Annotated in this window: 13 protein-coding genes; 1 reads left to right on the top strand and 12 read right to left on the bottom strand. The window is 51.4% G+C overall.

Translation table 11 applies throughout. The annotated features are described in order from the left end of the window. Window position 1 precedes the first annotated feature (1 nt). The 12 genes from modB to gltX all read right to left on the bottom strand — a co-directional run bounded on the left by modB (window position 2) and on the right by gltX (window position 14128). Window positions 2-676 (bottom strand): molybdate ABC transporter permease subunit, encoded by a 675-nt coding sequence (gene modB / locus Q7Q81_RS03630; protein ID WP_363316405.1) that lies wholly within the window; start codon window positions 674-676, stop codon window positions 2-4. Between the two features lie 5 nt (window positions 677-681). After that, window positions 682-1632: an MOSC domain-containing protein gene (locus Q7Q81_RS03625; RefSeq protein ID WP_304273776.1), complete on the bottom strand. Its 951-nt coding sequence runs from the start codon at window positions 1630-1632 to the stop codon at window positions 682-684. After that, window positions 1617-2105 (bottom strand): cyclic pyranopterin monophosphate synthase MoaC, encoded by a 489-nt coding sequence (moaC, locus tag Q7Q81_RS03620; protein ID WP_304273775.1) that lies wholly within the window; start codon window positions 2103-2105, stop codon window positions 1617-1619. Before moaC ends, Q7Q81_RS03625 begins: the two co-directional genes overlap by 16 nt. A 24-nt stretch (window positions 2106-2129) precedes the next feature. Then, a complete protein-coding gene (gene moaA / locus Q7Q81_RS03615) occupies window positions 2130-3086 on the bottom strand; it encodes a GTP 3',8-cyclase MoaA (protein WP_304273774.1) in 957 nt (318 codons plus the stop codon). A gap of 360 nt (window positions 3087-3446) precedes the next feature. Beyond that, a complete protein-coding gene (locus Q7Q81_RS03610; protein ID WP_304273773.1) occupies window positions 3447-5726 on the bottom strand; it encodes a xanthine dehydrogenase family protein molybdopterin-binding subunit in 2280 nt (759 codons plus the stop codon). Between the two features lie 15 nt (window positions 5727-5741). After that, a complete protein-coding gene (locus Q7Q81_RS03605) occupies window positions 5742-6209 on the bottom strand; it encodes a (2Fe-2S)-binding protein (RefSeq protein ID WP_303710550.1) in 468 nt (155 codons plus the stop codon). Then, the gene (locus tag Q7Q81_RS03600) at window positions 6209-7000 is read right to left on the bottom strand and encodes an FAD binding domain-containing protein (protein ID WP_304273772.1); all 792 of its coding nucleotides are present in this window, start codon (window positions 6998-7000) and stop codon (window positions 6209-6211) included. Before Q7Q81_RS03600 ends, Q7Q81_RS03605 begins: the two co-directional genes overlap by 1 nt. A 200-nt stretch (window positions 7001-7200) precedes the next feature. Then, window positions 7201-8457 (bottom strand): DEAD/DEAH box helicase, encoded by a 1257-nt coding sequence (locus tag Q7Q81_RS03595; RefSeq protein WP_304273771.1) that lies wholly within the window; start codon window positions 8455-8457, stop codon window positions 7201-7203. Between the two features lie 286 nt (window positions 8458-8743). Beyond that, window positions 8744-11209 carry a DUF3656 domain-containing U32 family peptidase gene (locus Q7Q81_RS03590; protein ID WP_304273770.1) on the bottom strand — a complete coding sequence of 822 codons (2466 nt, stop codon included), beginning with the start codon at window positions 11207-11209 and terminating at the stop codon, window positions 8744-8746. 7 nt (window positions 11210-11216) lie between these two features. Beyond that, window positions 11217-11669, bottom strand: coding sequence for a cell division protein ZapA (gene zapA / locus Q7Q81_RS03585; protein ID WP_304273768.1), 453 nt, complete (start codon window positions 11667-11669; stop codon window positions 11217-11219). Between the two features lie 16 nt (window positions 11670-11685). Next, window positions 11686-12528 carry a protease inhibitor I42 family protein gene (locus Q7Q81_RS03580; RefSeq protein ID WP_304273766.1) on the bottom strand — a complete coding sequence of 281 codons (843 nt, stop codon included), beginning with the start codon at window positions 12526-12528 and terminating at the stop codon, window positions 11686-11688. A 130-nt stretch (window positions 12529-12658) separates the two neighbouring features. Then, window positions 12659-14128 (bottom strand): glutamate--tRNA ligase, encoded by a 1470-nt coding sequence (gene gltX, locus Q7Q81_RS03575; protein ID WP_009145224.1) that lies wholly within the window; start codon window positions 14126-14128, stop codon window positions 12659-12661. Between the two features lie 260 nt (window positions 14129-14388). On the opposite strand from gltX, the gene Q7Q81_RS03570 reads away from it, so the two are divergent. After that, complete coding sequence (locus tag Q7Q81_RS03570) at window positions 14389-15015, top strand: DNA-3-methyladenine glycosylase family protein (RefSeq protein WP_304273764.1); 627 nt, start codon at window positions 14389-14391, stop codon at window positions 15013-15015. Window positions 15016-15078: the final 63 nt, after the last annotated feature.

Genomic DNA, 15078 nt, shown 5'->3' with positions numbered 1-15078 from the left:
TTTACTCCCCCTGTTGTTGTTTCGTTTTATATAAGTAAACATTAAGACCGATAACAACTAATAGGCAGATGCCCACAATTACGGCCACATACCAGCCTGCGGCATCCCAATCGCCTGCCGCGACGGCAGAATAAACTGCCAATGGCAGTGTGCGTGTGCGTCCTGCAATATTGCCGGCAATCATCGCCGTGGCGCCGAACTCGCCCAGACCGCGGGCGAAAGCCAGCAGACCGCCGGCAATAATGCCCGGCAGTGCATTCGGCAGATGAATGCGCCAGAAAATGCGCCATTCCGTCATACCCAGTGAACGTGCCGCCTCCAGCATGCCCTTATCAACCTGCGACAAGGCTCCGCGCGCGCTGCGGTACATGAGCGGCAGCGAAATCACCGCTGCTGCCAGCACCGTCGCCAACCAACTAAAGGCTATTTTTATGCCCGTCAGCTGATAAATAAGCTGGCCTAAAAAACGGTTATTGCCGAAAAAATACAGTAAAAAGAAGCCTGCTACCGTAGGCGGCAGCACCATGGGCAGTGTTATTACAGCGTCGGCAAAAATCTTCAGACTTTGGCTCTGCAGCCGTTCCACCCACCAGGCAATAATCACGCCGATAAAGAAAACTATGACGATTGTTGCTGCCGCAGTGTGCAGCGAAATCCACAGCGGCGACCAGTCAATAGCGCTCATTTTCTCGCACAATCATGGGCGCTGCCCTTCAGAATACGCAGTCCATGCTCCAACTGCGGCAGAACGATTGCCAGCGCTTCCTCCACCGCTTTGGTGCTGCCCGGCAGATTCACAATCAGCGTCTGTCCGCGCACTACACTCACGCCGCGGCTCAGCATTGCCCGCCGTGTAATCTTGAGTGACTCCGCACGGATGGCCTCCGCAATACCGGGCACATTGCGTGTAGCCACCGCCATTGTTGCCTCCGGTGTAACATCACGCAGCGAAAGTCCTGTGCCGCCTGTAGTGATAATCAGATCCACCTGTCTGCTGTCCGCCAGACGTATCAGCTCACGTTCGATTCTCTTCTGCGCGTCGGGAAGCAAAACCTGCTCCACAATTTCGTAGCCTGCCTCCGCCAACAGCTCTGCTGCCCGCGGACCGCTGGTATCAACACGCTCACCTGCTGCACCCTTATCAGAAAGCGTCATTACCGCCGCACGCAAGGGTGCGTCGGCTGCAGACAGCGTCACCTCCAGCTCCATGCCGCTGCGCAGAACGCCGCCATGCTCTACCGTAGCAAAAACGCCCTCACGCGGCATAATGCAGTCGCCCACACGCGCAAAAATCGTGCAGTGGCTGTGGCATTCCTTGCCAATCTGCGTCAGCTTCATCACTACGTCACCACTGCGCATGATGCTGCCTACCGGCAGCTTTTTGAAGTCGATACCGCTGACCAAAATATTTTCACCGAAGGCACCGATAGCGGCATCACCGCCGCGCGCATTGAATTCATCTACCTTTTCCGCACTCAGCAAACTCACCTGACGGTGCCATTTCCCGGCGTGGGCATCACCCTCGATGCCGAAATTTTCTTTGAGGACAATCTCATTAACCGGATGCTTTTCTGTACCCTTCTTTTCACTGATGCAAACATCCTTGATTATACCCTTTATGCTTGCTTCCATACGAAATCACCACTCTTTCCGCCTGCTTTGCTCAGCAGATGCACATCTGTAATCACCATTGCCTTGTCCACGGCCTTGCACATATCGTAAATCGTCAGCAAAGCAATCTGCACGCCTGTCAGCGCCTCCATCTCCACGCCTGTCTTGCCTGTAGTTTTTACCAAACATTGTGCCTGTACGGCGTAGCTGCCGTTTTCCACCAGCAGCTCAAAATCCACCGTGCACTTCGTCAGCTGCAGCAGATGGCACAGCGGAATCAGCTCACTGGTGCGCTTGGCCGCCATAATTCCGGCAACACGCGCTACGCCCAGCACATCACCCTTGGCCATACTGCCGGCAGCAATCTTTTCATATATTTCCCTGCTTACGCAGATTTTTCCCTGCGCCACGGCAACCCTTGCGGTGTCAGCCTTATCGCTGACATCCACCATCAGCGCATTGCCCGCAGCGTCAAAATGTGTAAATTCACTCATCGTCTGCTCCTTCAAAGCCTGTATTTATCCGCCAATCTGGCTCATATTAAAGCGCGCTGCTTTGACATCAAAGCTGTGTCCCGCAGGCTTGCCATAAATAATCTCCTGCATCGCCTGCAGCAAATCAGCATCACTTGCGCCGTCACGCAGCAATCGCTTCAGATTCATGCCCTCGTTACAGTAAAGACAGGGCTTCAGCATGCCCACGGAGGTAAGGCGCACCCTGTTGCAGACAGCGCAGAATTTATTATGCAGCGGTTCGATAAAGCCCACCGGCATTGCATAACCGCTGATGCGCCAATAGCTTGCAGGACCGTTGCCGTAGCGCTGTGCGTCAGGCTGCAGCTGCAGGCCTGCCTGCTCCAGTTGACTACGGATTTCGCTGCCGCTCAATCCTTTTAGATCAGCGTTGCAGTCTAGCGGCATCAGCTCAATGAAGCGCAGTGGTGCCTGATATTTATGCGCCAGCTTTAGTAATTGCATAATGTCGGTCAGGCCGTTTTTTGCAAGGGGCACACAATTCAGCTTGAACGTAATCCCTGCAGACTGCAGCTCCTGCAGTGCCTGCAAAACGCTGCCCAGGCTGCCGCCGGTCAGCTCTGTATAATACGCTGCATCCAGCGTATCAAGGCTCACATTGATGCTGTCTACACCCGCTGCAATAAGCGCTGGCAGTTGATTTGACAGCAGCGTGCCGTTCGTCGTCAGCGTTACCTGCTCCACGCCTTCCGTTTGCTTCAGGCTGGCGATAAAATCGCTGCAGCCCTTGCGTAATAGCGGTTCGCCGCCGGTGATTTTGAATTTGCTGATGCCAAGCTGCAGCGCAGCGCGGCAAATACGCAAAAGCTCCTCATAACGCAAAATCTCGTTATGCGGCACATGCTCACTCACCTCTGGCTGACAATAGCGGCAATGCAGATTGCAGCGGTCGGTAAGGGAAATGCGCAGGTAATCTATTTTGCGATTGTATTGGTCGTACATGATTGTAGTCCTTTTTTATTACGTAAACTGATTTTAGCTTTAAACGTGATCCAAGCATATTCCAACCCTTCCGTCTGCTCGCTGTGCTCGCATCCACCTTCCCTTTCAGGGAAGATATAATAGGCTATCTTTAAGATTTTAGTCAGTGATTACTTCGAACTTTTATATGCTCCCTGCAAGGGAGCTGGCAAAATCACGCTAGTGATTTTGACTGAGGGTTGTACTCTGCGATATTTTAATTGCTCAATTCAGTAATGAAGCAAAATGTAGTCCTTCCATCGCGTCACTCTCACCCGAGAATAACGCATGCCAAAACAAATGTGGTCTTGCAACCACATTTGTTTTCAGCTTATTAAAATCTTATTCTTCATCAACGCCCATAGCAATTTTTTCCGGTGTAATCGGCAGCGTCATGAAGCGCTTACCGGTTGCCTGATAAATTGCGTCGGCAATCGCAGGAGCCGGAGTGTTGATTACCAGCTCGCCCACGGATTTGGCACCGAAGGGACCACTTTCCTCATAGCTGCTGGCAAAGTCAACATAGATATGACCGATATCCTCACGGCAGGGAACCTTATATTGCATGAAGGAGTTTTCGTAAATGCGTCCTTTGGGACTGTAGGTTACGTTTTCCATCAGCGCCATGCCGATGCCCTGCAGAATGCCGCCCTCGCTCTGCACCTTCGCCAGATGCGGGTTAACCGGAGTACCGCAGTCAACAGATGCGTAGAAGTTCACTACCTGTGCTTCACCTGTCAGCAGGTCGGTTTCAACCTCAGCCACACCGGCCATAAACGGCGGCGGGGACAGTACACTGTTCTGCTCCACGGTTTCTTCCAAAGCGATATCGTTATTCACCATAGAAGCAGTGGCAATATCAAAGAGGCTTACAGCCTTGTCGCTGACGGTATCACGCACCTCGCGTCCGTCAAAGACAACCTGATCCGTGCCGCATTCCAGCAGGCGTGCGCCTAATTGACAAATTTTACCACGCAAACGCTGTGCACAGATTTCTACGGCCTTGCCGGTAATATATGTTGTACTGGATGCGTAGGAACCGGAGTCATAGGGAGACGCGTCGGTATCCGCACCGAATACGGTAATGTTATCGTAATCACATTCCAGAACCTCTGCTGCCATCTGCGCCAGAACGGTATCGCAGCCGGTGCCCATATCAGCAGCACCGATCAGAAGTGTGTAATGTCCCTCGTCGTTAATTTTGAGGGTAGCACCGCCGACATCGCAGTAAGGAATGGAGCTTCCCTGCATCGCAATAGCCACGCCCATTGTGCGTACCTTGCCGTCAGGCAGCTGCTGCAGCGGGAACTTCTGCTCCCAGCCGCTCATCTCGCGTACCTGCTCCAGGCAGCGGTCCAGCGCACAGCTTGTATTGGGCGCACCGTAATAAGCCGGCATAATATCACCCTCACGTGTAATATTCATCTCACGCAGCTTAATCGGATCCATCTTCAGACGTGCTGCTAGCTCGTTCACAGCGGACTCTACGGCAAAGATACCCTGAGGAGCGCCATAACCGCGGTAAGCGCCTGCAGCCTGCAGGTTGGTGTAAACTACGTCAAAGCCGAAGCGGAAGGCCTCGGTACGGTACAGAGGAATAGACTTGTGACCGGAAAGGCCGACGGTCGTGGGACCATGCTCGCCGTAAGCACCGGTATTGGAAAGAGTATATAAATCAATCGCGCGGATTTTGCCTTCTTTAGTAGCACCAAGACGCACGCGCACCTCCATCTCGTGGCGCGGGCTGGAAGCTATATGACATTCATAACGCGAGAAAATCATCTTACTAGGCTTTTTGGTTTTCCAGGTAACAAAGGCCGGATACATTTCGCTGACACAGCTCTGCTTAGCGCCGAAGCCGCCACCGATACGCGGTTTAACCACGCGTACCATGGTTTTTTGGATATGCAGCGCGTTCGCAATAATGCGGCGGCAGTGGAAAACAATCTGCGTAGAGCTGAGGACATTCAAACGGCCGTAGGTATCAATAGAGCAATAGGTTACGAAAGGCTCCATCATATCCTGCTGCACAGCCTTGGTGTGAGTTGTCTGGTCGATAACAACATCGCATTCCGCCAGAATCTTATCAACCTCGCCATCCTCGATAACCTCGTGGGCACACAGGTTGCGCTTATTATCGGCGCCGACCGGGCAGTGAGCCTTCCAAGTATCCTCGGGATGCACGAGCATAGGATTATCCAGCGCAGTGCGGAAGTCAAGCACTGCGTCCAGCAGCTGATATTTTACTTTAATCAAAGACAGCGCCTTGTCGACAGCCTTTTCCGTTTTGCCGGCAACAATCGCTACGATATCACCCACAAAGCGTACATGACGGTCCAGCAGCAGGCGGTCATAGGGACTCGGTTCGGGATAGGTCTGGCCTGCGTAGGTGCAGCGCTCGCCGTCCTGGTCCACGTCCTCCCAGGTATAAATTGCTTCGATGTCAGGCACCTTGGCTGCAATCGCGGTGTTGATGCTTTCAATAATAGCATTCGCATGCGGAGAACGCAGCACCTTGACAAGCAGGCAATCGTTCGGCACCAGGTCATCGGTGTAGACAGGCTGGCCTGTCACCAGCTGCATAGCATCCTTTTTGCGGTAGGATTGGTTAACTATTTTCATCTGCAGCTCCCCTCCTTATGCCTGTGCCTGAGCTTTTTTCCAGGCGATAAAATTCTGGATTCCGCGCAGCTGTCCCTCATAGCCGGAGCAGCGGCACAGGTTGCCTGCCAAAAATTCCTTGATTTCTGCTTCCGTAGGCTCGCTGTTTTCACGCAGCAGCGCAATCGCGTTCATAATCATGCCGGGGTTGCAGAAGCCGCACTGCTCCGCGCCCTGGTCTGCAATAAAAGCACCGAATTCCGCTGCCTCCTGCTGCATTCCCTCCATCGTTACGATGCTGTGGCCGGCGGCACGCGCTGCCAGAACAGCACAGGAAAGCACCGGCTTATCATCCATAAATACAGTGCACAAACCGCAGTTGGTAGTGTCACAGCCGCGCTTCACGCTGTAGCAGCCTTCCTTGCGCAGAAAATCGAGTAAAACTGTATCAGCCTCCACCATACGGGTCAGCTTTTTGCCATTTAAGGTTAAGGTTATCTCCATCAGGCCTTACCTCCCAATTCCGTTAAACATCTTGCAGTCAGCACCTTAATCAGATGCGTGCGGTAAGCAGCACTGCCACGCGGGTTGCTTTCCGTCGGCAGTAAGTCTGCAGCATATTCAGCAAAGGCCTGCGCCTTCTCGGCAGTCATAGGCAGAGTTGCGAGCTGCTCTGCATCCTTCACCAGCGCTGCCTTTGCCGGGCGTGCGCCCACTGCGGCCTGCACGCCTTCCTGAGTCAGCGCCGCAGCACAGGTCAGAACCGGGAAATCGGTTTTGCTGATGCGCACGGATTTATAGCTGTAATGCGCTGCTGTCTTTTTAACAATAATGCGTACCAGAATATCTCTGTCATACGGCATATTCACAAAATCTGCCAACGGCACAATACCGCCTTTATATAATTCCACATAGCTGTCCATAACCAAAAGCAAAGTCAGCACATCCGAAAAGCCGAAGCGTCCGAACACACTGCCGCCTACGGTAGCAAGATTGCGGAACTGCACACCTACAATATGGCGCAGCGCCTCCTTATTTGCTCCCTCACTGTAGGCGGTAAAGCCTTCATGCAGCTCCAGCCGGCGCAAGCTCACCATCGCACCGATGCGGAATTCCGTTTCTGTTTCCTCTATTGTATCCAGGCCTAAAGCCGACAAATCAATCGCTGTCTGCACATTGCCCTTGCTCAGGCGCATCCACAGCATACCGCCAAGCACGCGGTTAGGACGCTTCTGGTTCAGCTGCCAGGCCTCCTCCAGCGTTGCTGCCTGCTTATATTCACGAATTGTCAACATATACTGCCCTCCTGTTCTTTTTTTATTGCATACCTATTCCATTATATTTTACCATATTTTTTCTATACTTGAAAAGATAAAAAATGCACATTGGCTCATAAGTTACATTCTTCTGCAGCACAAGAAAAAATGGATGCCTCTCTGTAAATTAAGAGAAGCATCCACACTTAAAGTTTTGTTATTCAGATTTAAAAGCCTGCTTATTTACCTTTTTTAGCACCCTGACGGCGGTTGCTGCCGGTTTTGGGAGCCTTGCGCTTGTCAACAACGGAATTGCGTCCGCGCTTAGGTCCTGCTGGCTTTTTCTTTTTGGCAGCCACAGCAACGCGACGTGCCACAACACCGCCCTCCAGGTTTTGGCGTTCCATCAGAATTCCCAGCTTGGTTTCGATATTACGCAGCCATTTAACCTCATCGGCAGTATAAAGCGTAATTGCTTCGCCCTCATTACCTGCACGGCCTGTACGGCCGATGCGGTGAACATACCAGTCGACATCATGCGGAATATCGTAGTTTACAACATGAGTTACACCCTCAACGTCCAATCCGCGGGCAGCCAGATCGCTGGCAACAAGAATCTGAATCTTAGCATCACGGAAGGCCTTCATAACAGTTTTGCGCTTTGCGGGAGACATTTCGCCATGCAATACATCAACGTTGTAGCCCTGCATGCCCAGCCAGTCGCCCAGCTCCTTGGTGCGCTCCTTGCTCATGCAGAAAACAATCATCAGATAAGGATTCAAGCGGTCAATAAGCGCCGCCACAGCCTTGTTCTTATATTCGTCGGTTGTTTTCAAACAAATCTGCTTGATTTTCTCCACGGTAGCCTGGTCAGGATTGATATCAATCAGCTCGCAGTTTTTCGTCAGCTTGCGTCCAAGCTTGCGCACTTCTTCCGACAGAGTTGCTGAGCAAAGCATCGTCTGATGCTCCGGCGCAGTCATAGCAATCAGCTCCAGCGCTTCATCCATAAAGCCCTGCTGCAGCATTTCGTCAACCTCGTCCAATACCAGATAGCGCACGCCGCCAAGGTCGGTGTTGCCCTTGCGGATGTGGTCCAAAAGACGGCCGGGAGTACCAATCAGCACATGACTACGTCCCTCCAGCTTATATTTTTGCGTTTCAAAATCGCGTCCGCCGGTAACAGCCAGCACCTTGATATCGCTTTCGCCCAGGATTTTTTTCATTTCGGTAGCAATCTGCTGTGCCAGCTCGCGCGTCGGCGTAATTACCAGTGCCTGCACGTAGCTTTTGGCAGTATCGATTTTTTCTGCCAGCGGCACCAGGAAAGCCAGTGTCTTGCCTGTGCCTGTCTGCGCACGGGCGATTACGTCACGTCCGGCAAACAGCGCCGGGATAGCCTGCTCCTGTACCGGCATCGGCTTTTTGATGCCCATTTTCTGAAGCTGCTCTACGGTGTGGGCACAAACCTTTAAGGCTGCAAATCCATTTGTCATTTCACATTCCTCTTTTCCTCTAAATTTTATCTTCTGACCTTATGGTCTTTTTTCTCTATAACTTTAGTATTATATCATAAATCAGGCAGGAACGGAAAGATGCAGGCAAATTTTTCTGCTGCACATGATTTCTATAGCCTGAAAACTATCTCTGATTTTTATAATTAAGCATATAAAAATGCTTAGACAAACAAATTGTACATGCGACAAAAGGCCCCTGCCGGCGATTGCTGACAGGAGCCTTGACTTATTCAATTTACTCAGCTTAGCAAGCTGACATTTGCTTTTACATTACGCCTCTGAAATAGTGGCCTCTTGTAGTACCCGGCAGATTTTCCGGTGCCTCCACCGCACCGCCGAGAATCTTGCGGTACAGTGCCACAAGCTCGCCCAAGCGTGCCGCATCGTAATCACGGCCGTCAATTCTCAGCGCTGCTACACCTGCTTCCGCCATATGCTGCACATTGGCAGTCATCGAAAGCTCATGCGCATTCAGAATATGCATGCGGCAGAACTGGTCCGTAACAATCGGGAAGCGTGCATCCTTGCGGTCACCCAAGAATAAAGGCTCTGCACAGTTAAACTTGCAGGCACCCTTATCCAACGCACCCAGGAAACTGCCGCCTACGCAGTATTCGGAAACCATCATTTCCAAGCGTCCCTGAATCATGCACTCCAACGGCAGCGGGCTGACGCTCACCAGATGCTCTACCTGCGCCATAGTCAGCTCTGGGCTGAGCACTGCGCCTGCAGCGCCCTGCTCCTGCCAGAACTGCAGTGTCTGACTGTTGAAGATGTTCAAAGACATATCTGCTACCAAATTAAGCGCTGCATGCTTATTCGCCAAGGGCCACAGGCCGTTGTTGTTGATGTAAACAAAATCCGGCTGCAGCTCTTCCCACAGAGTGAAGAGCTTATCGAAATATGCCAGCTGTGCTTCCTTGATGATACGCGGAGTAGCAAAGGCCAGCTGACGGCCTGCCTTGCGCACCAGTTTAGCAGCCTTGGCATAATCCGCCTCTGACGGCAGCTGATGATTGAAGCAGTCACCGCCAAAGAGAATGCGTTCAGCACCTGCCTGCAGCGCAGCATTGACCTTCTCAACGCTGTCGCAATGCACTACCAGAACGGATTCATGCTGTTTAGCCTTATGTGCCTGCGGCACTAATTGCTCGCTGAAGCTGTGCACCGCTGTGCGCGCCGGTGCGAAGGCATTAAGACGCGCTGCATCCAGTGCCTCGCATGCCATACGGCGTGCTTCGTTCATTTCGCTCATCGGCACCATAACATTTTCGTCATGCTCAAAAAGCAGGCTGTTCAGGAAATATTCAGTCGTACCGAGGCGGTCCAGCTGCTTGCGCACGCCCGCCTCATCCAGCGCACGCTTGCGTGCTGCCTCTACGATAAAATCGGTTTCGCCGTAGCCGACGTTGCCTTCATCATCCGTCAGCGTAACGGTCATGGGCTCGCCCAGACGTGCAGTAACAACGGCATCTACCGGAATGCGTTTTTTAGCGTCCGGTCCAAAGAACTGCTGCGCATAGCTCATCAGTCTGCTGTCGAGAGTACGGAAAACGCGGTCATTCAAACGTACGCCGTTAGGCACATCAATCGTTACCTGCTGGCCGGGAGCAGCGCTCTGCACACTGTTGCCGCCGCACAGCATATCCGTAACAGTGGTACCCACGCGTCCACCCACGCTTACCCAGAACTCCAAGCCATCGCCCAGATGCAGCTCCTTATCCAGCTTGATAACCGCTTTATTGCGGTTTTTGTCCAGCTTAGCTACACGGCCGATAAGCACACCGCGGTTGTTGGGACGGCGGTCGCTCATCATTGTGCGTCCGGGACGGCGCTCTAGATAAGCGGTGGTAAAGTCACGGTTGAAGATTTGCTCGATATTCGCCAAATCTTCTTCCGGCACGTTGTAGTCACCGGCAAGATAGCTGTCAATCGCACGGCGGTAAGCATCTACTACTACCGCAACATATTCGGGGCGCTTCATGCGTCCTTCGATTTTGTAGGACACAACGCCTGCGTCAATCAGCTGCGGCAAAATGCTCAAGGTATTCATATCCTTGGGGCTCAGCAGATACTGGCCTGCATCCTTGCCCTGCAGCATATCCTCATCCTTCGCGTTGAGCAGCTTATACGGCAAACGGCAAGGCTGGGCACAGCGTCCGCGGTTACCGCTGCGGCCGCCGATAAGACTGCTCATAAGGCATTGACCGCTGTAGCATACGCACAAAGCGCCATGGATAAAGGTTTCGATTTCACTGCCTCGGCTGCAGGCTGCGCCGATTTCCTTCAGGCTCAGCTCACGCGCCAATACGCTGCGCTCCATGCCTGCGCCCATAGCGAAGTCTACACCGCTGCTGTTGGTAATGCTCATCTGCGTACTGGCGTGCAGCGGCAGCTCCGGCACAATTATCTGTGCCAGGCGGATAACGCCCAAATCCTGCACAATGAGTCCGTCTACGCCCACGTTATTCAAAAACAGCAGATAAGCGGATAAAGCCTCCAGCTCGCTGTCATCAACCAAAGTATTGACGGTAATATACAGGCGCACATGGTGCATATGCGCAAAATACACCGCCTTCGCCATTTCATCTTCATCAAAATTGCTGGCATAGGCACGTGCGCCAAAGGCTTTACCGCCCATATATACAGCATCGGCGCCGGCGTTTACCGCTGCCTCCAATGCTTCCCAGCTGCCTGCGGGAGCAAGCAGTTCTATTGTTTTCTTTTCCATATGTTATCTACCTTTCACGCACTGCTGCCAGCAGTCTGTCATATCTGGCCTGCAGGCTTTGCAGCTCTTCTGCCAGCACAGCATTTCTTTGCTGCATTTCCTGCTCTAGCGCAGCATATTTTTCCTGCATTTTCTGCTCTGCTGCTGCGCACTTTTGCTGCATTTCCTGCTCCATCGCAGCGCATTTTTCCTGCATTTTCTGCTCCGCTGCCACGGATTGCTGCTGCATTTCCTGTTTCAGAGCAACGCATTTTTCCTGCAGCTCCAGTCTGTCTGCAGCCAGGTCAAGCGCCGTCCAGATGGCGATTTTATCTGTCTGCAGCAGCTTTTTGCTTTCTGCCAGCTCCTGCATTCTTCTGTCTACCTCTGCTGCTATTTTCAGCACCTGTTCTTCGGAAGCAGAGGTCGTTAATGCATAGGTACTATTATATATTTTTACAGAAACTGATGCTTTTTCCATAAACACATCCTCTAGCTTATTCTGCGATAACGGTAAAGTTAAAGCTCTGCAGGCTCATTTTTTCCCAAGAGCGTTTGTAATCCATGCGGATATTATAGGTACCGGGCTTGGTAACTGCCAGCACCAGAATTTCAACGCCGGGCGCTCCCATTCTTTCCTCGTCACCACGCGGAATGGTGAACGAGCTGCCTACCTTGCTTACTGCCGGTGAGCTGCAGGCAAATTGCCAGCCGTAGCCGGTGGAAGGATTGCTGTCCAGCTTCAGCGCCATCAGTCCGCTTGCAGGCAGACGCAGTGTTTTGCCTGCAGCCTTATCGGTAATTTTCGCCAGCTGCAGCAAGCGTCCTGCTTCGCCGATGCGCAGAGAGGTAACTACATCCCTGTAGGGCACAAAGCTGCTGTAGGCAGCATTTTTCTTGCTGCGCACAAACAAGCCCTCTTCGCCGAAGAGCACATTATCATAATTGCCCAAAGCATTTTTTACGTTATCATTATCGACAAAGAAATCCGTAACCTCGAACTCCTTGCCGGTTGTCAGATCAAGATTCAGTCCGGCATATGCCTTGCGTCCGCCATTATCTGCCTCCAGCAGCAGGCTCACCAGACTCGGACGGTTCAGCATTACCTTATAGGTTACACTTCCCTGACCGCCTACCTCCTTGACCAGCTTAGCTGCAGCATCGCGCACCAATGCGTTGGCCTGTTTTTCCAGCTCAGCGGAATTACTGCCGTCGATGTAGGGCAGCGTTGCCGTTGCCTTGCCGACAGAGGTCTGTTCGGTAAGCACCGTAGTCTGCTGGTCTGCCAGCACCGGCAGAGATAAACATAAGCACAATAATGTTGTCAACAGGATTTTCATAGCCTGCAGCTCCTTTCCAAAAACATTTCCCAAGCCTTGAACCCCTTGGTAAAAATTAAGCAGGAAGAAAAGCCCTCCTGCTTAATTAAAGCAATCGCGCTAAAACTAGCCGCCAATCGCTATTTTACAATCATAAACTTTTAATGAACTCAACAGCCTTTTCCAGACGTGCCAGAGTTCTTTCCTTACCCAGCAGAACCATAACGTCAAACATACCGGGGCTTACGGTGCGTCCGGTCAGAGCCAGACGAGTCGGATGGATAACCTTGCCCAGAGCCAGACCGTTATCGGCAGCAATCTTATTATAAGCTGCTTCGGTAGAAGCCAGGTCATATACATCATCAGCCTTAATTGCTGCAATGCATTGCTCCAGAACAGGAATATTTTCTGCCTTGAAGTGCTTAGCTACACCCTTCTCATCATATTCTTCAACATCCTTGAAGAAGTAAGTGGAAGCATCGGCAACCTCCTGCAGAGTTTTAACACGTACACGTACAACGTCTACGAGCTTTTCAAAGTATGCTTCGTTGGCAGCATCGTTGAACCATTCTTCGGTTACCAGGCCGTCTTTAACGAAGAAGGGCTTAGCATCCGGCAGAATTTTTTCCAGCGGCAGCTCGGACAGATATTGGCCGTTCATCCAAGTGAGCTTTTTGGTGTCATAAATAGCAGCCTTTTTACTCATCTGCTCCAGCTCAAACAGCTTAACGGTTTCTTCCAGAGTGAAGATTTCGCGTTCATCGCCGGGGCCCCAGCCAAGCAGAGTAAGATAATTGATGATAGCTTCCGGCAGGTAGCCTTGGCTGCGGAATTCTTCAACGGAGGTTGCGCCGTGACGTTTGCTCAGCTTGGAACGGTCCATAGCCAGAATCATCGGCATATGACCGAACTTAGGCGGCTCCCAGCCCAGTGCTTCGTAAACCAGCAGCTGCTTCGGAGTGTTGGAAAGATGCTCCTCGGCACGCAGTACGTGAGTCATGCCCATCAGATGGTCATCGACACAAACAGCGAAGTTATAGGTAGGAATACCGTTGGATTTTACAATTACGAAATCGTCGAACTGGTCCATGTTAAAGGTAACTTCGCCATGAATCAGGTCATGAACGGTGATGCTGCCCTCAGCAGGAATTTTGATACGAATGGAATACGGTTCGCCTGCAGCGATACGTGCTTTAGCCTCTTCTGCCGGAATATCGCGGCAGGTACGTGCATAACGGAACGGTTGCTTAGCAGCGCGTTGTTTTTCGCGTTGTGCAGCCAAATCCTCGGTAGTGCAGAAGCAGTAGTATGCTTTGCCTTCGTCCAGCAGCTGCTGAGCATATTTTTTGTAAATATCAAAGCGCTCGGACTGATAGTAAGGACCATATTCACCGCCGGCCTCCGGACCTTCATCCCAGTTGATGCCCAACCATTTCAGGCTGGTAAGGATTTGGCTTACGGAATCCTCTTTCAGGCGTTCAATATCGGTATCCTCAATACGCAGAATCAGCTTGCCGCCCATTTTGCGGGCAAACAGCCAGTTAAACAGCGCAGTACGCGCACCACCAATATGTAAATACCCAGTAGGACTGGGAGCAAATCTTACTCTGACTTCAGACATTTCATCGTCTCCTTACATTTTAATTACGAATATAGATTGTCAATCAGACTAATTATACAGCTTTGAAGAAAAAAGTGCAAATATTAATCTGCGTTGCCGCCGTTTTTTATTTTTCTTCATGATTTAAAGAAAAAGCAAATCCGAATGACTTCGTTCATAGAAAACTGCTTTTATTGCTATTATTTCGCATTTTTTTCGTTTGTCTAACCGCCGTTTTCGTATTATAATATTGTAATAAAGTAAACAAAAGGAGGATGCTTATGTGCCAAGCCCCAGATTGGTCCGTCGGTGACCGCTATCTGCGTGAAAACGTTCCAGAGCTCGCCCCGTTAGTTGACCGTTATTCGCCCTGTCCGTTAAAACCAAAATCCAAAGAGTCTTATTTTACTATATTACTGACCGGTATTATCGCCCAACAGTTGCCGCCTGATGTCAGCCAGCAGCTGATGCAAAGGCTCGAAGGTCTCACCGGCAATCCCATTACACCGCAGGCAGTGCTTGCTGCTTCCGCCGAGGACCTGCTCAGCATCGGTCTTGTTAAGCAAAAGGTGGATTACCTGCGCAGCTTTGCCGAAGCAGTGATCAACGGCAGCGTAACCATGGATAAGTTCGATGATATGACCGACAGCCAGATTACCAAGCAGCTGATGCAAATCCGCGGCCTCGGCCAATGGACCATCGAAATGTTTCTGCTGCTGGCTCTGTGCCGCACAGACGTTGTACCCAGTGCCGACTTTATCTTCAAGAAAGAGCTGCAGAAAATGCTCAATCTTAACGAAATCCCCAAACGCGGCAAAATCAATACGCTTACGGAAACATGGCGTCCCTGGCGCTCGCTCGCAGTGTGGTATATCTGGCAAAAAGCCAACGATAGCGAAAAAAAATAACACAAAAAGCAAAATTAAACCGTCCTTCCCTGTCTGCATTTTTGCAGATAGCGGGAAAGGACG

The organism is Phascolarctobacterium succinatutens (assembly GCF_958453765.1).
Lineage (GTDB): Bacteria > Bacillota > Negativicutes > Acidaminococcales > Acidaminococcaceae > Phascolarctobacterium_A > Phascolarctobacterium_A succinatutens_B.
This window is presented reverse-complemented; position numbering and strand designations above follow the sequence as displayed.

Bases quoted from the DNA above. Each gene is read 5' to 3' on its own strand.
- Q7Q81_RS03625 (WP_304273776.1), bottom strand. From the start codon at position 1,632: ATGGAAGCAAGCATAAAGGGTATAATCAAGGATGTTTGCATCAGTGAA.
- moaC (WP_304273775.1), bottom strand. From the start codon at position 2,105: ATGAGTGAATTTACACATTTTGACGCTGCGGGCAATGCGCTGATGGTG.
- moaA (WP_304273774.1), bottom strand. From the start codon at position 3,086: ATGTACGACCAATACAATCGCAAAATAGATTACCTGCGCATTTCCCTT.
- Q7Q81_RS03610 (WP_304273773.1), bottom strand. From the start codon at position 5,726: ATGAAAATAGTTAACCAATCCTACCGCAAAAAGGATGCTATGCAGCTG.
- Q7Q81_RS03605 (WP_303710550.1), bottom strand. From the start codon at position 6,209: ATGGAGATAACCTTAACCTTAAATGGCAAAAAGCTGACCCGTATGGTG.
- Q7Q81_RS03600 (WP_304273772.1), bottom strand. From the start codon at position 7,000: ATGTTGACAATTCGTGAATATAAGCAGGCAGCAACGCTGGAGGAGGCC.
- Q7Q81_RS03595 (WP_304273771.1), bottom strand. From the start codon at position 8,457: ATGACAAATGGATTTGCAGCCTTAAAGGTTTGTGCCCACACCGTAGAG.
- Q7Q81_RS03590 (WP_304273770.1), bottom strand. From the start codon at position 11,209: ATGGAAAAGAAAACAATAGAACTGCTTGCTCCCGCAGGCAGCTGGGAA.
- zapA (WP_304273768.1), bottom strand. From the start codon at position 11,669: ATGGAAAAAGCATCAGTTTCTGTAAAAATATATAATAGTACCTATGCA.
- Q7Q81_RS03580 (WP_304273766.1), bottom strand. From the start codon at position 12,528: ATGAAAATCCTGTTGACAACATTATTGTGCTTATGTTTATCTCTGCCG.
- gltX (WP_009145224.1), bottom strand. From the start codon at position 14,128: ATGTCTGAAGTCAGAGTAAGATTTGCTCCCAGTCCTACTGGGTATTTA.
- Q7Q81_RS03570 (WP_304273764.1), top strand. From the start codon at position 14,389: ATGTGCCAAGCCCCAGATTGGTCCGTCGGTGACCGCTATCTGCGTGAA.